Here is a 21,386-nt window from a genome sequence, read left to right as displayed (position 1 = left end):
CGAGGTCGGCAAGGCGCGTCCGCTCACCATGGCGACGCCTCGTGTCCACGCCTGCTCTGCTGCCGATGATCCCATTCCGCATCCTGCGCTGCCGCTGCGCCGCCCTCGCCGCGCCCGCGGCGCAGCCGCTGCAGCCCGGCCCCAGCCAGCATCAGAGCCAATGTAAACCACGTCAGCGCGTAAACCAGATGGTTGTTCGGAAACGCGATGACGGTCAGTCCGCCGACCGGGTACCCGCCTGGATTGGGCGTCGCATCCGCATCGATGAAAAACGGCGCAACACCGGACAGGCCGCGCGCCGCCGCAATGGCCGCGACGTCACGCGAATACCAGCGGTTGGCCGCGGGATCGTTGTGGCGCAGGAAGCCGCCGCCCGGTTCCGAGATCCGCAGCAATCCCGCCACGGCGGCCGGACCGTCCGGGTTCCCGGCAGCACGGCTCGCGGCGTCGCGGCGGTCCGACGGCACGAAGCCACGGTTGACCAACACGACGCCGTCAGCGGTCTGCAGCGGCGTCACCACCCAATAGCCCGGCCCCTCGACCGTCAGCGCCTGGACCAGCGTCTCGCGGTCGTGCAGAAAGCGGCCGCTGACGATGACACGCCGGTATTCGTCATCGGCGCGATTGATGGCCGGCCACGCCGCGGGTCCCGGCGCCGGCACGGCATCGGCATGCACCCGTTGCTCGACCCGATCGATCAGATCGAGCTTCCAGGCGCGGCGCTCGACTTGCCAGACGCCCAGCGCCAGCAGGACTCCCACACATGCGACCCAGGCTGCGCCGATCGCGAGCGTCGCCGGCCGCAGCGCGCGGCGCCGCCGGCGCCCGGGCGCGTCTGTCACCCCTGCCCTGTCGGCAGGAGCTGACATCACGGCGTCTGGCCCATCTCGTGCACCGGCATCATGTTGGTGGTCAGATGATGCATGACCCAGAGCGAGCCGCTGAGCGCGATCACCACCATGATGATGGTGAAGATCAGCGCCATCATGGTCCAGCCGCCCTCGGCCTTGGTGTTCATGTGCAGGAAGAAGATCATGTGGACGACGACCTGCACGGCCGCGAAAGCCATGATGATCAGCGCGGTCGCCTGCTTGTCGAGCGTGCCGTGCATGACCAGCAGGAACGGGATTGCCGTCAGGACGACGGAGGCGCCGAAGCCGATCAGCTGTCCCTGCCGGGTGCCGGCATGGGCATCGGCCGAGTCATGAGCGTGGGCGTGGGCATCAGAGCTCATCGAAGCATCCCCATCAGATAGACGAACGTGAAGACACCGATCCAGATCACGTCGAGGAAGTGCCAGAACATGCTGAGGCAGACCAGGCGCCGCCGGTTGGCCTCGATCAGGCCGTAGGTCTTCACCTGCACCATCAAGGTGACCAGCCAGATCAGACCGAACGTCACGTGCAGGCCGTGGGTTCCCACCAGGGTGAAGAACGACGACAGGAACGCGCTGCGCTGCGGCGTCGCGCCCTCATGGATCATGTGCGCGAACTCGGTCAGCTCGATGCCGAGGAAGGCCAGGCCGAACAGGCCGGTGATTGCCAGCCAGGCCTGCATGGCGCCCACTCGGTTCTGCTGCATCGACAGCATCGCGAAGCCATAGGTGAGCGAGGACAGCAGCAGGAATGACGTGTTCACCGCGACCAGCGACAGGTCGAACAGATCCTTCGGCGCCGGGCCGGCGGCATATTTGGCCCCGAGCACGCCATAGACGGCGAACAGGATCGCAAAGATGAGACAGTCGCTCATCAGATAGATCCAGAAGCCGAGCATCGTGCTGCTCCCCTCGGGGTGCTCGTGCTCGTCGACGACGTAGAACACCGGCTCGCCGGCCTTCATGGAGCCCATCGCTACGGTCATGACTTGGCTCCTGCGGCGAGCAGCTCGGTCCGCGCGCGCTCGACGCTGACAACCTCATCGGCCGGAATGTGGAAGCTGCGGTGATAGTTGAAGGTGTGGCCGATCGCGACGGCCAGCAGCGCAACGAAACTGCCGGCCGCCATCCACCACATGTACCAGATCAGGCCGAACGCCATGGTGGTGCTGAGGCCCGCCAGGATCACGCCGGTGCCGGTGTTGCTCGGCATGTGGATCGCCTTGAAGCCGGCGAGCGGACGCACGTAGCCGCGGCGCTTCATGTCCCACCAGGCGTCGTTGTCGTGCACCACGGGCGTGAAGGCGAAATTGTAGGCCGGCGGCGGCGACGACGTCGCCCATTCCAGCGTGCGCGCATCCCAGGGATCGCCGCTGACATCGGCGAGCTGTTCGCGGCGGAGTATGCTGACCGCGATCTGGATCAGGAAGCTCGCGATTCCCAGCAGGATCAGAAACGCGCCGATGCCGGCGATGACGAACCAGATCTGCAGGCTCGGATCGTCGAAGGTGCGCAGCCGCCGGGTCACCCCCATCAGGCCGAGCACGTAGAGCGGCATGAAGGCGAAATAGAAGCCCACGGTCCAGAACCAGAACGACATCTTGCCCCAGAACACGTCGAGCTTGAAGCCGAACGCCTTCGGGAACCAGTAGGCGATGCCGGCGAACAGGCCGAACAGCACACCGCCGATGATGACGTTGTGGAAATGCGCGACCAGGAACAGGCTGTTGTGCAGCACGAAGTCGGCCGGCGGCACCGCCAGCAACACGCCGGTCATACCGCCGATCACGAAGGTCAGCATGAAGGCCACCGTCCACATCATCGGCAGCTCGAAGCGGATGCGGCCGCGATACATCGTGAACAGCCAGTTGAACATCTTCGCGCCCGTCGGGATCGAAATGATCATCGTGGTGATGCCGAAGAACGAGTTCACGCTGGCGCCCGAGCCCATCGTGAAGAAATGGTGCAGCCAGACCAGATAGGACAGGATGGTGATGACGACGGTGGCATAAACCATCGAGGTGTAGCCGAACAAGCGCTTGCCCGAGAAGGTCGAGGTCACCTCGGAGAAGATGCCGAACGCCGGCAGGATCAGGATGTAGACCTCCGGATGCCCCCAGATCCAGATGAGGTTCACATACATCATCGGATCACCGCCGAAATCATTGGTGAAGAAGTTGGTGCCGACATAGCGGTCGAGCGACAGCAGCGCGAGCACCGCCGTCAGCACCGGGAAGGAGGCGACGATCAGCACGTTGGTGCAGAGCGAGGTCCAGGTGAAGACCGGCATCTTCATCATGGTCATGCCGGGCGCCCGCATCTTCACGATGGTGCAGATCAAGTTGACGCCGGATAACAGCGTGCCCACGCCGGCGACCTGCAGCGCCCAGATGTAATAATCGACACCGACGTCCGGACTGTAGGACAGGTTCGACAGCGGCGGATAAGCGAGCCAGCCGGTGCGGGCGAACTCGCCGACGAACAGCGAGCACATCACCAGCACGGCGCCGGCCGTGGTCATCCAGAAGCTGAAATTGTTGAGGAACGGAAACGAGACGTCGCGGGCGCCGATCTGCAGCGGCACGACATAGTTCATCAGGCCGGTGACCAGCGGCATCGCCACGAAGAAGATCATGATCACGCCATGCGCCGTGAACACCTGATCATAGTGGTGCGAATTGAGATAGCCTTCCGAGCCGTTGAAGGCGATCGCCTGCTGCAGCCGCATCATCAGCGCGTCCGCGAAGCCGCGCAGCAGCATGACGATGCCAAGCACCATGTACATGATGCCGATGCGCTTGTGGTCGACGGTGGTGAACCATTCCCTCCAGAGGTAGCCCCAGAGCCGGAAATAGGTGATGGCGCCGAACAGCGCGAGGCCGCCGAGCGCGACCATCGCGAAAGTGCCGACGATGATCGGCTCGTGCAGCGGCAGCGACTCCAGGGTCAGCCGGCCGAAGATGAGCTTGGTGAGATCTGCTGTATCAAACATGATGGACCCTCACGAATCCGACTTTCAAGAATTTGACTTGGAGGTTGGCCCCGTGAAGGACGCCTTGGACGGCCGCATCAGGCTGGGCCGTTCCAGACCGCGTCCCTGCAGCGGCGTCCAGTCGAGCGGCGCCAGGACGGTCGGCGAGGAGTCCTCGGCCATGCGCGTGACCTGGTCGCCGGGCAGGCAGACGCCGCCGGCGACGAAGCTCGGCTCGGCGCCGAATACCGCGCCGCGCCCAGCGAACTTGTCATAGGCCAGCGGCAGCGTGTTGCGCACGCCGGCCATTCCCATGCCGCCGCGGGCGTCGATCGCCATCATCTCGCTCATGCACATCTTGCCGGTCTCGACGCACATGTTGAGGATCGCGCGGAACAGGTCACTGTCGACCGAGGCATAATAGCGAACCGGCTCGTTGGCGCTGGGACGCTCGAGCACGAGATAATCCGGCTTGGTGAGCTGCTGCCCGCTCGCTTTCGCCTTGTCGACCCACCCGGCGAACTCCGCATCCGACAGGCCGTGGAAGGCGAAGCGCATGCCCGAGAAGCCGGCGCCGCTGTAGTTCGCCGAGAAGCCGCGATAGACGCCCGGCTTGTTGATGACCGCGTGCAGCCGGCTCTGCATGCCCGGCATCGCATAGATCTGGCCGGCGAGTGCCGGAATATAGAACGAGTTCATCACCGAGGACGAGGTGATCCTGAAATCGAGCGGACGATTGACCGGCGCTGCGAGCTCGTTGACGGAGGCGACGCCATATTCGGGATAGATGAACAGCCACTTCCAATCGAGCGCGACGACATTGACCTCGAGCGGCTTGTCCTGCGGCGTCACCGGCCGGTCGGCGGCGATGCGGCCGAGCGTGCGATAGGGATCGAGCAGATGCGTGCCCATCCAGGTCACCGCACCCAGGCAGATGATGATGAGCAGCGGCGCCGCCCAGATCAAAAGCTCGAGCTGGGTCGAGTGATCCCAATCCGGCGTGTAGGTCGCCGCCTCATTCGACTGCCGGTAGCGCCAGGCCACGATCGCTGTAGCAGCCATCACCGGCACCACGATCAGCAGCATCAAGACGGTGGCGATGATCACGAGATCGCGCTGCTGGGCGGCGACGTCACCGGAGGGCGCAAGCACCACCAGATTGCAGCCGCCGAGCGCGAGCCCGAGCGGTAGCAGGGCCAACGATTTCCAGTAACGCACGATTAACCTCGTCAAAAGGCGGATCTCTGAACGAGGCCTGACGTAGCGACCGGACGCCGTGCCCAACATTGGACAATTTGTCCAATACCGGAGCCGCGTCCGGGCAGACAATTACGGACACAGATAGAGTGCGAGAGGACTGCAGGCAGCGATGACACAGGCAGCAGCGACAGCCGACGGCGAGACCAATCTCTCCCGCAGGCATGAAGCGAATCCCGGCGAAATCGCGATCGGGGTCATCATCGGCCGCACGTCGGAGTTCTTCGACTTCTTCGTCTACGCCATCGCCTCGGTGATCGTGTTTCCACGCCTGGTTTTCCCGTTCGCCGACGAGCTGACGCAGACGCTGTATTCCTTCGCGCTGTTCGCGCTCGCCTTCATCGCGCGCCCGTTCGGCAGCGTGATCTTCATGGCGGTCGACCGCCGCTACGGCAAGAGCGCCAAGCTGATCATGGCGCTGTTCCTGCTCGGCACCTCCACCGTCGCCATCGCCTTCCTGCCAAGCTATTACACCGTCGGCGCTTCGGCGATCTGGCTGCTGGCGCTGGCCCGAATCGGCCAGGGCCTCGCTTGGGGTGGCGCCTGGGACGGCCTGGCGTCCCTGCTCGCGATGAACGCGCCGGAACATCAGCGCGGCTGGTATGCGATGATTCCGCAACTCGGCGCGCCGCTCGGCCTGATCGTCGCCAGCACCCTGTTTGCGTTCTTCGTCGGCCATCTCTCGGCGGCCGACTTCTTCGACTGGGGCTGGCGCTATCCGTTCTTCGTCGCGTTCGCGATCAACGTCGTGGCGCTGTTCGCCCGGCTGCGCATGGTCGTGACGCCGGAATATGACGAGCTGTTCCAGTCGCGCGAGCTGCAGCCGGCCAGCGTCAGCAACACGATCCGGCACGAGGGCCGCAACATCGTGATCGGCGCCTTCGCGCCGCTGGCGAGCTTTGCGCTGTTCCACATGGTGACGGTGTTTCCGCTGTCCTGGGTGTTCCTGTTCACCAAGGAGACGCCGGCGCGATTCCTGATCATCGAGGCGGTCGGCGCCGTGTTCGGCGTGGTCGCGATCGTCGCGTCCGGCATGCTGGCCGACCGCATCGGGCGAAAATCGCTGCTGATCAGCTCGGCGATCGCCATCGCGGTGTTCTCGGGCTTTGCGCCGCAGCTGCTCGACGCCGGTCCGGTCGGCGAGACGATCTATATGGTGCTCGGCTTCATCCTGCTCGGCCTGTCGTTCGGCCAGTCCTCCGGGGCGATCGCCGCGAACTTCGCCCGCACCTATCGCTACACGGCCTCGGCGCTGACCGCCGACTTGGCGTGGCTGTTCGGCGCGGGCTTCGCGCCGCTCGCCGCGCTGCTGCTGGCGGCCTATCTTGGGCTGATCTCAGCGGGTGGCTATCTGCTGTCAGGCGCGGTGTGCACCCTGCTCGCGCTGTGGCTCAGCACGCCGCGGCAGCTGGAACAGAAATAAGCGAAGCGTCGCATTTCGCTGGAGATTGACCTCATGGTTCGAGACGCGCCGTCGGCGCTCCTCACCATGAGGGTTGATACCTCGCCCCGAACTCACCCTCGTCCTGAGGAGCCCGCCGAAGGCGGGCGTCTCGAAGGACGCTGAGAGCCGCACTCCTCGCCAGGAGTGCCGCTGACCGGACATCACGTCCCACGCCACTTCCGCTCCGCCTCGTCCCAGGCGGCGAGCGGCTGCAGGTCCGGCACCCAGGCGAGTCCTGTCTTGGCGTCGGAGGAGACCGCCTCCGGTGTCACGACCATGTCGAGCAGCGCCGGCCGGTTGGCGAGCGCGCGCTTGATCGCAGGCCCCAGCTGCTCCGCAGTTTCGACGCGCTCGGCGTGCATGCCGAAAGCGCGCGCCATCGCGGCGTGATCGGCGAATTGCAGCTTCGTGCCGACGACCTTGCCATGCGTCACGGTCTGGTCGTGCACCTCGATCTGCCAGGCGCCGTTATTGGCGACGACGATCAGCACCGGCGCCTTGTGGCGGACTGCGGTGTCGACCTCGATCGCGTTGAATCCGAAAGCGCCGTCGCCGGTCGCGACCACCACGGGTCTGTCGGGAAAAGCGAGGCTGGCGGCGATGCCGTAGGGCACGCCGATGCCGATACAGCCGAACGGGCCGGGATCGAGCATCAACGGCGCGCTGAGGCCGACGCGGGCAAAGGACAGGAAATCGCCGCCATCGGTGATGACCACGGCGTCGTTGCCGATCGCGTCCTGCAGCGCCGACAGCACGCGATTCGGATGCAGCCGGCCGTCGGAGCCGGCCGGCGCCGCCGCCATGCTCTGCTTCAGCTTGGCCGCGCGTTCCTGATGGCCGGCGCGCAGCTTTGCGGCCCACTGACGATCGACAGCGGATTCACGATTGCCCGCCAGCGCCACCATCGCCCGCAACGTTTCCGCCGGTGACGCCAGGATCTCGGCAGCACCGCGGCGGTTGTCGCGCAGCTCGCTCGCGCTGTCGCTGATGCGCACGAATTTGGCGTCCTTGAACACGGCGGGCGAACCATAAGCGAGCTGGAAGTCGAGCTTTCGGCCGACCGTCAGCACAACATCCGCATCGCCCATTACCGCGCCGCGCATCGCGCCGACGACCGAGGGATGATCATCGGGCACGAGCCCCCTGCTCTCGCCGGTGTCGAGATAGACCGCGCCGAGACGATCGAGGAGACCGATCAGCTCGGGACCCGCCCCGCGCGCGCCGCGGCCGGAGATGACGAGTACGCGGCGCGCCGACCACAGCAGCTCGACCGCCTTCTCCACCTCCGCCGGATCAGGCCGCGGCGCCGCGCGCGGCTTCGGCGCGAGATGCTCCTCGAGTTGCAAGGCCTCGGGCACGATCCCGCGCAAGGTGTCGACCGGAAAATCGATGAAGACGGGCCCCGGCTCGCCGCCATCGCCAAAGGCGCGCGAGATCGCCTCGTCGAGCTCCTGCAGTACCAGCGACGGCTCGCGCACGGTGCGGGCATAGCGCGTGATCGAACGCACCAGCTGGGTATGATCCATGTCCTGCAGGCCGCCGCGATTCTCCTGCGGCCGCGGATTGCCGCCGGAGATCACCAGCACCGGCGCGCGCGACACATGCGCGTTGGCGATGCCGGTGATCGCATTGGTCATGCCGGGCCCGGCCGTGACCAGCGCGACGCCAAGCTCACCCGTCAATTCGGCATGGGCCTGCGCCATGTGCACGGCGGCGCGCTCGTCGCGCACGTCGATGATGCGGATGCCCTCGGCGTCGAGCCGCATCCAGATCGGCATGATGTGGCCACCGCACAGCGCGAACACGCGGCTCACGCCGCGGCGCTTGAGCAGGCGGGCGATCAGGGCGGCGGCACTGTCGGGGGAGATTTTCATCTGACGACTCCGGCGGACGATGGTGGGGTCAGCCCGGCGCGAGCCAGGCCACCAGCAGCGAGACGGTGAGGACGGCGAAGATGTGCGAGACCAGGATCGCGCCCGATGTGACGCCGGCCTCCAGGCCATAGAGCTTGGCGATCGTGAACGGCCCCGAGCCGATCGGCAGCGCGCTCAGGATCACGGCCGAATGCGACCACAGCGGCGGCATCGCGAACACATGAAAGGCGAGCAGCGCGGTCACCGCCGGCTGCATCACGAGCTTCAGCGACACGAGAATGGCGATCGAGTTGGCATCGTGCGTCACCACCCGCTCCTGGGCGAGAAAGAGACCGATGCAGACCAGCGCCGCCGGCGACGCCGCGCCGCCCAGCAAGGTCGTGAAGCTCATGAACGGCGCCGGCAGCGCGAAGCCGCTCAAGCCCACCGCGAGCCCGGCGACGGGCGCGATGAACAACGGGCTGGTCAGGAGCGAGCGCGCGACCTTGGCGATGGTCGCCCCGAGCGTGGCGCCCTTCTGCAGATCCATCTCGACGACCACGATCGCGAACAGAAACAGCACGCAGGCCGTGAACAAAGTGGCGATGATCGAGGCCGGCGCGCTGTCCGGGCCGAACACCAACAAGCACATCGGAATGCCCATGAAGCCGACATTGCTGTAGCCGGCGTCCAGCCCCTCGATGCTGGCATTGGCGACGCGACGGCCGCGGAGCCGGCTGATCGCAAAGCCGGTCGCAAAGGTCGCGGCGATGCCGCCGCAGAACGCGCCGATGAAGCCGAACTGGCTGACCTGCTCGACGCCGATCCTGGACATCGCCGTGAAGATCAGCGCCGGCAATGCCAGATACACGGCAAAGCGGTTGAGGTTGTCGGTCGCGGTGCGATCGAACACATTGAACCGTCCGCACAGGAAGCCGGTGAGGATCAGCGCGAAAATCGGAAGAGCGGAGTTGAGAACGGCCTGCATCGCAGTTCCATATCAGACCGCGGCCCATCGCAACCACCTCACGGCGCAAATCTCTTCTTCAACTCGCGATGCAGGATCTTGCCGGTGGCATTGCGCGGCATCTCGGCGTCGGTGATGAAGGCATAGGTCCGCGGCCGCTTGAAGCCGGCGAGACGATCCTTCGCCCATTCAGCCAGCTCGCATTCCTTGATCGCCATGCCGTCGCGCGGCACGATCACGGCGTGGACGCGCTCGCCCCATTTGTCGTCGGGCAGGCCGATCACGGCGATGTCCTTGACGCCGGGATGCGCGCCGACCAGCGCCTCGACCTCCGAGGGATAGATGTTCTCGCCGCCCGAGATGATCATGTTGCTCTTGCGGTCGGCGAGGTGGATGTAGCCGTCCGCATCGCGGCGGGCCATGTCGCCGACCGAGCAATAGTCGCCACGAAACGCCTCCGCGGTCTTGTCGGGCAGGCGCCAGTAGCAGTCGAAGGTATGTGCGTTGGAGGAATAGAGCTCGCCCGCCTGCCCGTCCGGCACTTCGTTGCCGGCTTCATCAAGGATGCGGATCGGCGCGGCGCCGACGCATTCGCGCCCCACGGAGCCGAGCTTGGTGAATTGCTCATGCGGGTGCAGCATCGTCACCCAGCCGGTCTCGGTCGCGCCATAGAGCTCGTAGAGGCCGGACTTCGGAAACATCTCCATCACCTCGCGCTTGGTCTCCGGGCGGGCCGGCGCCGAGGAGATCATCAGCTTGGTCACCGCGCTGAAATCATGCTGCGCGCGGATCGCGCGCGGCAGGTCCAGCATCATGATGTAGTGCGTCGGCACCAGCGAGGTGAAGGTCGAGCCGCCGTCGGCGAGCGTCGTCACCGCGTGCTCGGGATCGAAACTCTTGCGCGAATAGATCGAATTGACGCCGCCAATATAGCCGAAGGCTCCGAAGAAGTTCAGCGAGTTGGCGTGGCACATCGGCATCACCAGCAACGCGCCGTCATTGCGGCTGAGCTTCAGCTCGATCTCGGTGACCATCGAGAGCAGCACCGCGCTGCGATGGCTGCGCAGCACGCCCTTCGGCTTGCCGGTCGTGCCCGACGTATACATCAGGGTCCAGGGGTCCGATAGCGCGACCTGCTGGGTCGGCTCGCGATCGGCAGCCGCCGCGATGATGTCCTCATAGTCGCGATAGCCGGCCGGACGCGGCCCGGTGCCGAAATGGATGAAGCGATCATCGGCGATGCCGAGATCCTGGCGTACCTCCTCGACCAGGCCGACGAGTTCGTCCTGCACGATGACAGCGGACGCTTCGGCATTCTGGACGATGAACTGCACCTCGGGCGCGGTGAGACGGAAATTGATCGGCAAGGCCACCAGTCCGGCTTTGGCCGTGGCTGCATAGATCTCGCACCACTCCACGCAATTATAGGCGAGAATGGCCACCCGATCGCCCTTGGCCAGCCCGAGCCCGAGCAGCGCATTGGCGAGCCGGCAGGCGCGCGCGTTCCAGAGCCTGAAGCTCATCGACCGTTCGAGATCGCGGGCGCCGGTGCGCTCCGGCGACATCCGGGCGTGGGCCGCCAGCATCTGGCCGAAATTCAAGAGGTCCTTCATCGTCGTTCCCCCGTCATCTCTTCATGTGCGGTCGATGGATCATCGCAGCAGCCCGATCGAGAACCACGGCACGGCCGCGATCACGATCGTGCCGATCAGGAGCGCCAGCGTGTAGCCCAGCATCGGCCTGATCCCGAGGTCCGGATGAATCCGGCTGATAGCGCAGGCGGCGTAGTAGCCGACGCCGAATGGCGGCGCGAACAGGCCGATCCCCATCGCCAGGATCACCACCATCGCATAGTGCACCTCGTGGATGCCGATCTGCTTGGCGATCGGAAACAGCAGCGGGCCGAACAGCACGATCGCGGGAATGCCTTCGAGCACGCTGCCGAGCACGATGAAGGCCACGATGGTGACCGCCAGGAACATCGGGGCGCCGCCGGGCAGATTGGTCATGAAGCGCGCCAGCGCGGTGGAGAAGCCGGACTGGGTCAGCGCCCAGGCCATGCCGGTGGCGGCGCCGATGATCAGCAGGATGGCGCCGGACAGCGCCGCGGTCTCGATCAGCATCGGCGACAGCCGCCGCCAGTCGAAGCGGCGGTAGAGCAGCAGACCGCACAGTGCCGAATAGACGATGCCGATGGTGGAGACTTCGGTCGCGGTCGCGACGCCGCCGACCACGGCGGCGCGGATGATGAAAGGCAGCGCCACCGCCGGCAGAGCGATGACAAAGCTCTTGGCGATCATGCCGAGACTCGCCTTGCTGACATGCGACAGATCCTCGCCGCGATAGCGCTGCCAGACCACGATGCACAGCATGACGGCCAGTACCAGGCCGGGCAGCAGGCCGCCGGTGAACAGCGCCGCGATCGATACGCCGGTGACCGAGCCGATGGTGATCAGCACGAGACTCGGCGGGATCGTCTCGGTCTGCGCGCCAGTGGCGGACAAGAGGGCCACGAGATCGCCGGGCCTGGCGCCGCGCTTCACCATTTCGGGAAACAGCACCGGCGCGACCGCCGCCATGTCGGCGGCCTTGGAGCCGGAGATGCCGGAGACGAGATACATCGCCGCGACCAGCACATATTGCAGGCCGCCACGGACGTGCCCCAGCAGGCTGGCAAGAAAGCCGACCATCGCCCGCGCCATCCCGGTCATCTCGATCAGCAGGCCGAGGAACACGAACAGCGGCACCGACAGCAGGATCAGATGGCTCATGCCCTCGTCCATGCGACCGATCACGACGGTGGACGGCGTGGTCGTCGTCAAGGTGATGTAGGCGAAGGTGGCGAGGCCGAAGGCGAAGGCGATCGGCACCGCGGCGAACACCAGGATCGCAACGAGGCCGACGAAGAAGATCAGCAGATTGAGGTTGCCGAGCGGGATCAGCGCCGGGCCGATCAGATGAAGCCCCATGCCGGTCGCGCCGATCAGCACAGCGGCGGCACCGACCAGCTTCCATTCGCCGAGCGTGCACAGCCGCAGCACGGCCATGACCAGCATGACGCCGAGGCCGGTCGGCAGCGCGGCGGCGCGCCACAGATTGGACAGCTCCAGCGCCGGCGTGGTGATGATCGCCTCGTCGGCAGCGAACTCATAGGCGGGATCGATGACGAGGATCAGGAAGGCGAGCGGCGCGGCGATGGCGAGCACGTCGAGGAACGATTGCATCCGCTTCGACAAGCGCCCCACCGCGGCGGTCATGCGCATGTGCTCGCCGCGCTGGAAGGCGACGGCGGCGCCGAGCATGGCAAGCCACAGGAAGAGAATGCCGGCCAGCTCGTCCGACCAGATCAGCGGCCTGTGGAAGACGTAGCGGGTGCACACGCCCGCGAACAGCACGCCGATCTCGGCGACGACGAGCAGCGCCGCCGCAGCCGAAACGATGGCGCCGAGCCCCCGCTCGAGCGCGCGCGTGATGGAGACCAATCCGGTTGCCGGCAGGAGGGACGCACTGGATTGTTCGGCGAGCTGCATGGCCATGGCCCGACATCCGCGCTAGTGTGAAGATCAGCTGATATTTCCGGCGTAGCGCTGCAGCAGCGCCCAGGCCTCGTCGCCGAACTTCGTCTTGGCGTCCTTGTAGAAACTGGTTTTGGCCAGGGTCGCCTGGAACAGCTCGGCATCGGTCTTGTTGAAGGTCAGGCCCTTGCCTTCCAAGCTCTTCTGCAGATCGGCGTTGGCCTGGACGATATCGTTGCGCTGCTTCCTGGCGGCCGCGTTGAACGTCGTCTGCAGCAGCTTCTGGACGTCCTGCGGGATCGTCTTCCAGATCTTGCCGCTGGACAGCAGCCAGAAGCCGTCCCAGCTGTGATTGGTCAGCGAGCAGAATTTCTGCACCTCGTAGAACTTGGCGGAATCGATCAGCGCCAGCGGGTTCTCCTGGCCGTCGGCGATCCTGGTCTGCAGCGCCGAATAGGCCTCGCTCAAGGGCACGCTGATCGGCGAGGCGCCGAACGCCGAGAACATCGCGACCCACAGCGGCACGACGGGCACACGGATCTTGAAGTTGGCGAGATCGGCCGGCGCGGTGATCGGCTTGGTGCTGGTCGTGATCTGGCGGAAGCCATTGTCCCAGACGCTCTCGAACGGAAACAGCCCCACCTTCTCGATGTTGCGGCGGATGAAGCCACCGACCTCGCCGTCCATCGCGGCCCACACCTTATCGTAGCTGGTGAAGGCGAAGCCGACGCCGGTCAGCGACGCCGTCGGGATCAACGTCGACAGCACGGTGCCCGGCATGGTCGCGAGCTCGAGCGCGCCGGAACGCAGCTGGGTGATCATGTCGCTGTCGCTGCCGAGCTGGTTGTTCGGAAACAGGCTGATCTCGACCTGCCCCTTGGTCTCCGCGGTGATCGCCTCGACGGCCTCGCGCAGCCGCACGTTGACCGCGTGCGTGGCCGGCAGATCGTTGCCAAATTTCAGCTTGAGCGGCGCAGCCTGGGCCAGCACGGCCGGGCTCTGCACGAGACAGCCAGCGGCGGCGCCGGCTGCAGTGGTCAACAACGCACGACGGCTCACCTTGAGCATGGCCTCTCTCCCACGAGGGTCGCATTTTCGCGACTTCTGAGGAATTCGTATTCCGAATTCGAATTCAAAGCAAGTGAATTTGATCGGAGCTGCTCGGCTGAAATTGTTCCGGGAGACGGATCTGAATACCTCTCCCCGGCCCACACCTCCCGTTTCGTCTCGGGCAAGTCCGATAACGCGTCAGCGCTGGCGGGCGCGGACCCGGGACACCATCACTCCGCGGCGGTCGTGGCTTGGGCGAGATCGGTCGACCATCGTTCCCTCCACATTTTCTGGGGTGATGGGGTCCCGGATCGGCGCGCCCTTTGCGCGCTTGTCCGGGACGACAGCTGGGGAGACATCGGGAGATCACCAATCTCCTTGCCTCCTGATTGTCGCGCAAAACATGCACTGCGGACATGCGGAGCAATCAACGAGCTAAGGCTCGTCCGACAAACAAGCTGAAATTCAAGCCGGCTAACTCATGGACAGAAGCCGCGCGGAAGCGATGGCCGCTGGGTGAACGAAGAACTTAAAATATAGAGGGTGGAGCGGACCGCCCCACCCTGCTTGTTCGTGCTACGCCTTCATGTTGGCCTTCACCGCTTCCGCGGTGATCGGCAGCGAGCGCAGGCGGGCACCGCAGGCGTTGTAGATGGCGTTGCCGAGCGCCGGCGCGACCACGGTCACCGCGGGCTCGCCGACGCCGGTCGCCTTCTCGCCATTGGCGATCACGGCGATCGCGACCTCCGGCACCTGGCTCATCCGCAGCGGCGTGTAGCTGTCGAAGTTGGTCTGCTCGATGCCGCCATCCTTCAACGTCGCCTTCTCGTACATCGCCAGCGACAATCCCCACAGCGCCGCGCCCTCGACCTGGGCGCGGATGTTGTCGGGATGCACCTGGGTGCCGACGTCGGTCGCCACGGTGAGCTTCTTCACCGTCACCGCGCCGTTGTCAGCCACCGCGACATGGGCGACGCAGGCCGTCCAGCTCGCGGACGCCCGCTCCTGCGACGACACGCAGGCGACGCCCATGCCCTCGCCCTTCGACAGCTTCTTCGACCCGTAGCCGGACAGGCCCATCGCCGCCAGCAGCGTGTTGCGCAGCCGCTGCGCGCCGCCATCGTTCTTGCCCTTGCCGTCGAGCAGCGCGATACGGAACTGCGCCGGGTCCTGGCCGGACGCGGCGGCGATCTCGTCGATCATGCTCTCGACCGCCCAGAACGTCCAACCCGGCGCCACCGAGCGGAGCTGGCCGGACGGCGTCGCATTATGCGCGAGCTCGTTCTTGATCGCGCGCACATGGTGGTTGGGCACGGTGTAGAAGAAGTCGGCGCCGTTGACCGTGAACGAGTCGAGCGGGCCCTTCTTGTCGACCGACGGCGTCAGGAAGTCCGGGATGCCCCAGCGCGCCGTCGGCCAGGCCGAGACGACGTCGTGGCTCAGAGCAATGAGCTTGCCATTGCTGTCGAGCCCGGCCTTCACTTTCTGGTAGGTGAGCGGCCGCGAGTAGTCCATCGTCATGTCGTTCTCGCGGGAATAGATCACCTTGACCGGCTTGCCCACGGCCTTCGCCGCCTGCACCGCCGGCACCATCATGTCGGCATCGAGCCGGCGGCCGAAGCCGCCGCCAAGCCAGGCCTGGTGCATCACGACATATTTCGGATCGATCCCGGCGGCGCCCGCCGCGATCGCGCCGGAGCGGGTCGCGAACTGATTGCCGGAGTAGATGTGCAGGATGTCGCCCTTGAACTCGGCGGTGGCGTTCATCGGCTCCATCGGCGCGTGGATGTTGATGCTGGTGGTGTACTCCGCCTCCAGCACTTTCGCGGCGCCCGCCAGTGCCGCATTGGCATCGCCATCCTTGACGAAGAACTGCCCGGCATCGTCCTGCGCCTGCAGCCGCATCGCCTCGGTGATGATGCTGTCGGTGCTGACATTGGCATACGGACCCTTGTCATAGCTGATCTTCAGCGCGTCCGCGGCCTTCTTGGCATTGGCGAAGGTCGAGGCCACCGCGACCACCCAGCCTGACGTGGAGCCGGTCTTGTCGTCGAGCACGACCGCCTTGATGAAGCCCGGGACCTTCTTGGCCTCGCTGTCATCGACGGACTTGACGGTGGCGCCGAAGCGCACCGGCGGCGTCACCACCTTGCCGTAGACCATGCCCGGCAGCATCGTGTCGATGCCGTATTTCGCCGTGCCGTTGGTCTTGGCGGGAATGTCGAGCTGCGGCACCGAGACGCCGATCATCGTGTACTGATCGGGGGTCTTCAAGGTCAGCGCCTTCAGTTCGTCGGCCGTGAAGCTCTTGGTGATCTTGCCGCTCTTGACGATCTCGGCATAGCTCATCTGCTTCTTCGACTTCGGATGCATCACGACGCCGTCGCGCACCACGAGTTCCTTCGCCGGGACGCCCATCGCTGATGCGGCGGCCTCGGTCAGCGCGATGCGGCCGGCGGCGCCGGCGCGGCTCATGGCGTCGAAGTTCATCATCGTGCTCCAGCTGCCGCCGGTGATCTGGGCGCCGAGCACGGGATCGTTGAACTTCGGATCGTTGGAGGCGAGCTGGACGCGCATGTCCTTCCAGGCCGCACCGAGCTCCTCGCAGATGATCTGCGCCATCGTCGAGGCGATGTGCTGACCCATATCGGCCTTGCCGCAGGTCACGGTAACCAGGCCATCCGGCGCGATCGAATACCAGACGCTGGGCTCGAAGCTCGCAGGTGTCGTTGCGGCGAGCGCGCTATCGGCGAGGCCGGCATAGCCAAGCACGAGGCCGGTCGCGGCGGTGCCGACCAGGAAGGAGCGGCGGCTGAGATCGGGCGCCATCGACGGCGCTGCCTTGACGTGCTGGTTCATGTCGCCCTCCGGTCGCTGGTGTTCGACGCGGTGCGCATCTCGGATGCGGCGCGCTGGATCGCCTTCTGGATCCGCGAATAGGTCATGCAGCGGCAGAGATTGCCGTCCATATGCGCGACGATCTCCTCCTTGGTCGGGCTCGTGGTCTTGGCCAGCAGCGAGGCCGCCTGCATGATCTGGCCGGACTGGCAGTAGCCGCATTGCGGCACCTGCTCGGCGATCCACGCCTTCTGCAAGGGATGGTCGCCCTTCTGCGACAGTCCCTCGATGGTGGTGATCTTCTTGTTGGTGACGTCGCCGACCATGGTCTGGCATGAGCGCACCGCCTCGCCATTGACATGCACGGTACAGGCCCCGCACAGCCCGGCGCCGCAGCCGAACTTGGTGCCGGTCATCTGCAACTGCTCGCGGATGACCCATAGCAGCGGCGTGTCATTCGCCGCGTCGACAGAGACGTCTCTGCCGTTGATACTGAGTTTCGCCATTGCCAAGAACCTCCTTACGGGACGGATTTGCTCTGCAGCGAACGCCCATCGGCGTTCCGGCTCATCTCGGCCGCACGGCGCCCCATCGCCCGCGCGCTGTCCGAATGGTGAATTGCCGTCTCAGTCGCGTGGCAGCGACAACAAGGGCTGCGGTCGCTGCCACGGCAGATGTTCGTACGTATTCGCTCAGCTCTTGCGCTGAGCCGCCTGCCTGCTCGCGCAGGCGTACATGTTGATTTCCATCCCGACGGCGACTTCGACGATCTTGGGGGCAGTCCAGCTCATGCGCGTTCTCCCGGAGAGGATGATCATTGCCGCGCTACCAGCGGCCACCTGCATCTCCGGCAACTCTCCGTGCCCGGCGATGGCAAGCTCGACCCGCATGTGCTTCGCTGGCGAGGCGAGGCACGAATTTGCCTAATTCGTCTGCTTCGTGATCCGAACCAGTGTCTGGTCGACGAAGCTCTTGGCGTCCTGATCCGGCTTGCGGAACAGCTCGCGCTCGACCGTGACCATCCGTCCCGGAACGGTCTTCCTGCAGACCTCGCGCAGGAACACGCCGCCCACCGGCTGCTCATTCGCGGTCGGCTGCTGCTCCCTGCAATCCCAGCCCTCGGCGCCATAGCGCGACTTCACCTGGTTGCCGAGCAGGAACGCCTTCTTGCGGATGTAGAGCCGTGCCTTCGGGTCGGTCTCGATGGTCAGGCCGGTGACGGTGCCCTTGTCGTCAACTAGAACGGTCAGCAGCACGGGGTGTCCCGCCACCTTGGTGCCATCCTGGCTGGTCTCCGGATCGAAATCGAACCGCACCGCGTGGCGTGCCTGCTCGTCAGCGGGGCAGTCGCGCCACGCCGACCACGTCGCGAGCTTGCGACCCGGATCCTTGGCGCAGGTCAGATTGACATAGCCTTCATTCGGCAGATCGCCGACCGGCATGCCGACGGTGATGTCGCGCAGATCATAGCTCGGCACGGCCTGCGCCGCGGCCGCGTGCATGACGAAGGGCAGCAGGACCATTGCGAAGATGGCAGCGAAGGATGTCCGTTTCATTTGGATGGCTCGTTCGCAGGCTTGGTGGCATTCGCCTTGTAGATGTCGCAGACGCGGGACGTGTTGCCGAAGAAGGCCGTGCACTCGTCGTAAGTCGGCTCACCGCGGCCCTTGATATGCGCGAGCACGTAGTCCGCGACCGCCTCGATGTCGTTGGGCCGCAGGAACGTGCCGCCTTCGGGCGGCATGCGCTCGCCGACGTCCTGGCGAGTCATGTCGTAGCACTTCGCCGTGTCATAGGAGCCGCGCGCAAAATATGGCATGCCGGTTCCGGGGCGGCCGCAGGTGACGGTCTCGATGATGTGCTGACGGTCGAGCTCGGTCTTGCGCAGCGACAGCGCATCACCGCCATAGCCGCCGCCGCCATTGCCGTGCCATTTGTGGCAGCCGACGCAGTTGGCGCGTTTGAACACCGCCTTGCCAGCGTCGGTCGTATCCGCCGGAGCGGCTGATTGCGCCGACGCCAAGGACGCAGAGACGAGAACGAAGGCCAACGCCGCCGCGGACGTGATCGCAGTGAATTTCATCTGATCTTCTTGTCGAACAGGGGACACGGAGGGAGCGGAGGCCAGGCCTCCGCTCCCTCATCGACATCACAGCGCGAAGACGTAGAGCATCGAGCCGGGCTGGATCTTCTTCAGCTCGGGCGTGGATTCGATGAACCACTTGTCCCAGGCGCCGCCAAGACCGACCAGGATCGCGACATATTGCTTGCCATCGACCGAGAACGTCACCGGAGGCGCATTGACGCCACCGCCGGTGTTGAACTCCCAGAGCTTCTGCAGGGTCTTGGCATCGAGCGCCATCACCTCGCCCGAGGGCTGGCCAGTGAAGACGAGATCAGGCGTCGACAGCATGCCGCCGAGATTCGGGAACGGCGTCTCCATCTTGCCGGCGATCTTGCCGGTGGTGACGTCGATCGCGGTCACGCTGCCCGTGATCTTGAACGGCTGGCTCGGTCCGCCGCCGGTCCAGAACTCGCGCGCCTTCAGCTTGTCCTTGGTCGCCTCCTCGACGGTAATCCGGTTGCAGCTCTCGATCACCGGGATGTACCAGAGCTTCAGGTCGGGATTGTACGAGGTCGGCGGCCAGTTCTTTCCGCCCATATTGCCGGGGCAGATGTCCGCCACCTTGTTCTCACGATGCGGCGTCACCGCAGCATTGTAGCGCTGCACCGGGTTCTTGGGATCGTACTCGATCGGCTTGCCGGTCTCGGCGTCGAGCCCCTTGGTCCAGGTGACCTTCTTGACGAAGGGCAGACCCCAGATGAACTTGCCGTTGGTGCGGTCGATCGCATAGGCGAAGCCGTTACGGTCGGCCTCGAGCGCGAGCTTCAGCGTTGATCCGTTCGGCGCGGGCACGTCGACCAGGACGTTCTCGGCAACGCTGTCATAGTCGTAAGGATCGTTCGGCGTGTGCTGATAGTGCCACTTGATCTTGCCGGTGTTGGCATCCAGCGCCAGCGAGCTGTCGGTGTAGAGGTTATCGCCAGGACGATAGGCGTTGTCCCAGTCCGGACCGGGATTGCCGACGCCCCAGATGATGGTGTCGGTCGCCGGGTCATAGGTGCCTGTCACCCAGGTCGAACCGCCGCCGGCCGCAGCAGCGTCGTTGCTGTCCTTCCAGGTCTCGCTGCCGGGCTCGCCCTTGGCCGGAATGGTGTGGGTGCGCCAGACTTCCTTCTGCGAGGTGAGATCGGTCGCCGCGATCCAGCCGCGGATGCCGTATTCGGCGCCGGCGACTCCTGACACCGCCATGTTCTTCACAATCAGCGGCGCGCCGGTGATGACCTCGCCCTTGTCGGGATCGGCGACCTGGCGCTGCCAGGCGACCTGTCCGGTCTCCTTGTTGGTCGCGATCAGGCGGCCGTCGAGCGTGTGCGAGATGACGAGATTGCCCCACAGCGCGACGCCACGATTGTCGACGCCGCAGCAGGCGATCGCGCCGGCCCAGTCATGATCCGTCTTCGGATCCATCTTCCAGACCAGCTGGCCTTTGCCGCCGCGCGCGTCGATCTTGTAGACCGAGCCCCAGCCGTCGGTGACATAGATCATGCCGTTCTCGACGATCGGCGTGCCTTCCAGACCGCCATGGCTCCAGATGCCGCCGCCCTCGACGCCGCCGAGATGCATGGTCCAGGCGACCTTCAGGTTCTTGACGTTGTCCTTGTTGATTTCCTTCAGCGCCGAGAAGCGCGTGCCGGAGTAGTTCTTATGATGGTGCAGCCAATTGCCGTCTTCCTTGTCGGCATTCAGCAGCCGCTCCGGCGTGATCTCGTCGGCGGCGCGCACCGGCGAGGCAAGCTGGAAACAGGCGAAGGCTGCGCTGGCGAGCAGAACCGCCCGCAATTTCGACCTGACGTGATTCCTCATCGTTTCCTTCTCCCACTTTGATTTTTGAATCTTTGTGATTTTTGAATCTTTGTTGGACCCACTCCGCCTTGCAGCGGAGAGGCAGCAGGCGACAAGCAAGCTAAGGGAATTGACGAACCTCGACCTCCGTTTCGATGGACCCTGCCTTCTGGAACACGATCGTGCAGGTGAAGCGCTTGCCGGGCTCGAGCGGCTCGCGTGTCTGCAGCAGCATCACGTGATAGGCGGTCGGCAACAGCACCAAGGTGCTGCCGGCGGGGACCGGAATATTCGGGATCGAACGCATGGCCGGCGCGCCTTCGCCGCGATCGACAGTGTGACGCTCAGAGAAATTGGCGATGGGACAGCGCACGCGCATCAAGGCTTCGGGCGCGGAGGTCTCGTTCTTGATCGTCAGCAGCAGCGGAATATCGTGGCCAACCTCGGGCGCCGCAGGAACCCAGGCGTCCGATAGAGTCAGACCTTCGCCCGCCGCCGCGACGCTTCGCGCATCGAGCACCATGAGGCCGGCCAGCGCGGCAAGGCATCCGCCAATGATGCGCGCAAACGCGCGCATGCTGCCCTCCAGGGCGCCCGAGCAATTCTGGTCTCGCTTCGAACGAGCCGGTTGATCCGACACGGACACCCTCCCCGATGAAAAGCCGTTAAGCGTGGCTTCATTTTTTTGAATTCGTACTCTGAATTCGAAT

General features: G+C 65.2%; 18 protein-coding genes. 1 reads left to right on the top strand and 17 read right to left on the bottom strand.

The window, feature by feature from the left end; genetic code table 11:
• Positions 1–23: 23 nt before the first annotated feature.
• From BBTA_RS09470 to cyoA, 5 genes are read right to left on the bottom strand one after another with little or no spacing between them, the layout of a single operon-like run.
• Positions 24–869 carry an SURF1 family protein gene (locus BBTA_RS09470; RefSeq protein WP_012042254.1) on the bottom strand — a complete coding sequence of 282 codons (846 nt, stop codon included), beginning with the start codon at positions 867–869 and terminating at the stop codon, positions 24–26.
• Positions 869–1,234: a cytochrome o ubiquinol oxidase subunit IV gene (gene cyoD / locus BBTA_RS09465; RefSeq protein WP_012042253.1), complete on the bottom strand. Its 366-nt coding sequence runs from the start codon at positions 1,232–1,234 to the stop codon at positions 869–871. Before cyoD ends, BBTA_RS09470 begins: the two co-directional genes overlap by 1 nt.
• On the bottom strand, positions 1,231–1,860 hold the full coding sequence (gene cyoC, locus BBTA_RS09460; RefSeq protein ID WP_012042252.1) for a cytochrome o ubiquinol oxidase subunit III: 630 nt from the start codon (positions 1,858–1,860) through the stop codon (positions 1,231–1,233). Before cyoC ends, cyoD begins: the two co-directional genes overlap by 4 nt.
• Positions 1,857–3,866: a cytochrome o ubiquinol oxidase subunit I gene (gene cyoB / locus BBTA_RS09455; protein ID WP_012042251.1), complete on the bottom strand. Its 2,010-nt coding sequence runs from the start codon at positions 3,864–3,866 to the stop codon at positions 1,857–1,859. The genes cyoC and cyoB overlap by 4 nt, the downstream gene beginning before the upstream one ends.
• 24 nt (positions 3,867–3,890) lie before the next feature.
• Positions 3,891–5,063: a ubiquinol oxidase subunit II gene (gene cyoA, locus BBTA_RS09450; protein ID WP_012042250.1), complete on the bottom strand. Its 1,173-nt coding sequence runs from the start codon at positions 5,061–5,063 to the stop codon at positions 3,891–3,893.
• A 151-nt stretch (positions 5,064–5,214) separates the two neighbouring features.
• Between cyoA and BBTA_RS09445 the strand changes: the two genes are divergently transcribed.
• The gene (locus BBTA_RS09445) at positions 5,215–6,525 is read left to right on the top strand and encodes an MFS transporter (protein ID WP_012042249.1); all 1,311 of its coding nucleotides are present in this window, start codon (positions 5,215–5,217) and stop codon (positions 6,523–6,525) included.
• Positions 6,526–6,707: 182 nt separating this feature from the next.
• Here BBTA_RS09445 and BBTA_RS09440 read toward each other — a convergent pair whose 3' ends face one another.
• The 12 genes from BBTA_RS09440 to BBTA_RS09385 form a co-directional block, all read right to left on the bottom strand.
• The gene (locus BBTA_RS09440; RefSeq protein WP_012042248.1) at positions 6,708–8,420 is read right to left on the bottom strand and encodes a thiamine pyrophosphate-binding protein; all 1,713 of its coding nucleotides are present in this window, start codon (positions 8,418–8,420) and stop codon (positions 6,708–6,710) included.
• A gap of 28 nt (positions 8,421–8,448) precedes the next feature.
• Positions 8,449–9,387: an AEC family transporter gene (locus BBTA_RS09435; protein WP_012042247.1), complete on the bottom strand. Its 939-nt coding sequence runs from the start codon at positions 9,385–9,387 to the stop codon at positions 8,449–8,451.
• Positions 9,388–9,425: 38 nt separating this feature from the next.
• A complete protein-coding gene (locus BBTA_RS09430) occupies positions 9,426–10,979 on the bottom strand; it encodes an AMP-binding protein (protein WP_012042246.1) in 1,554 nt (517 codons plus the stop codon).
• A 39-nt stretch (positions 10,980–11,018) separates the two neighbouring features.
• Complete coding sequence (locus BBTA_RS09425) at positions 11,019–12,902, bottom strand: TRAP transporter large permease subunit (RefSeq protein WP_012042245.1); 1,884 nt, start codon at positions 12,900–12,902, stop codon at positions 11,019–11,021.
• Between the two features lie 27 nt (positions 12,903–12,929).
• Entirely contained in the window at positions 12,930–13,949 is a 1,020-nt protein-coding gene (locus BBTA_RS09420; RefSeq protein ID WP_012042244.1) for a TRAP transporter substrate-binding protein, read from the bottom strand.
• Between the two features lie 558 nt (positions 13,950–14,507).
• A complete protein-coding gene (locus tag BBTA_RS09415; RefSeq protein WP_012042243.1) occupies positions 14,508–16,790 on the bottom strand; it encodes a molybdopterin cofactor-binding domain-containing protein in 2,283 nt (760 codons plus the stop codon).
• Entirely contained in the window at positions 16,787–17,275 is a 489-nt protein-coding gene (locus tag BBTA_RS09410) for a (2Fe-2S)-binding protein (RefSeq protein WP_012042242.1), read from the bottom strand. Before BBTA_RS09410 ends, BBTA_RS09415 begins: the two co-directional genes overlap by 4 nt.
• A gap of 186 nt (positions 17,276–17,461) precedes the next feature.
• Complete coding sequence (gene pqqA / locus BBTA_RS09405; RefSeq protein ID WP_012042241.1) at positions 17,462–17,560, bottom strand: pyrroloquinoline quinone precursor peptide PqqA; 99 nt, start codon at positions 17,558–17,560, stop codon at positions 17,462–17,464.
• Between the two features lie 132 nt (positions 17,561–17,692).
• Positions 17,693–18,325: a hypothetical protein gene (locus BBTA_RS09400; protein ID WP_012042240.1), complete on the bottom strand. Its 633-nt coding sequence runs from the start codon at positions 18,323–18,325 to the stop codon at positions 17,693–17,695.
• Positions 18,322–18,819, bottom strand: a complete 498-nt coding sequence (locus BBTA_RS09395; protein WP_012042239.1) for a c-type cytochrome — start codon at positions 18,817–18,819, stop codon at positions 18,322–18,324. The genes BBTA_RS09400 and BBTA_RS09395 overlap by 4 nt, the downstream gene beginning before the upstream one ends.
• Positions 18,820–18,918: 99 nt before the next feature.
• Positions 18,919–20,697, bottom strand: a complete 1,779-nt coding sequence (locus tag BBTA_RS09390) for a PQQ-dependent dehydrogenase, methanol/ethanol family (protein WP_012042238.1) — start codon at positions 20,695–20,697, stop codon at positions 18,919–18,921.
• A 100-nt stretch (positions 20,698–20,797) separates the two neighbouring features.
• A complete protein-coding gene (locus BBTA_RS09385) occupies positions 20,798–21,199 on the bottom strand; it encodes a copper chaperone PCu(A)C (RefSeq protein ID WP_049795481.1) in 402 nt (133 codons plus the stop codon).
• Positions 21,200–21,386: the final 187 nt, after the last annotated feature.

Origin of the sequence: Bradyrhizobium sp. BTAi1, from assembly GCF_000015165.1 — a bacterium.
In the GTDB taxonomy this organism is placed as follows: domain Bacteria; phylum Pseudomonadota; class Alphaproteobacteria; order Rhizobiales; family Xanthobacteraceae; genus Bradyrhizobium; species Bradyrhizobium denitrificans.
Note: the sequence above shows the minus strand (reverse complement) of the source record. Positions and strands in the feature narration are given on the sequence as shown.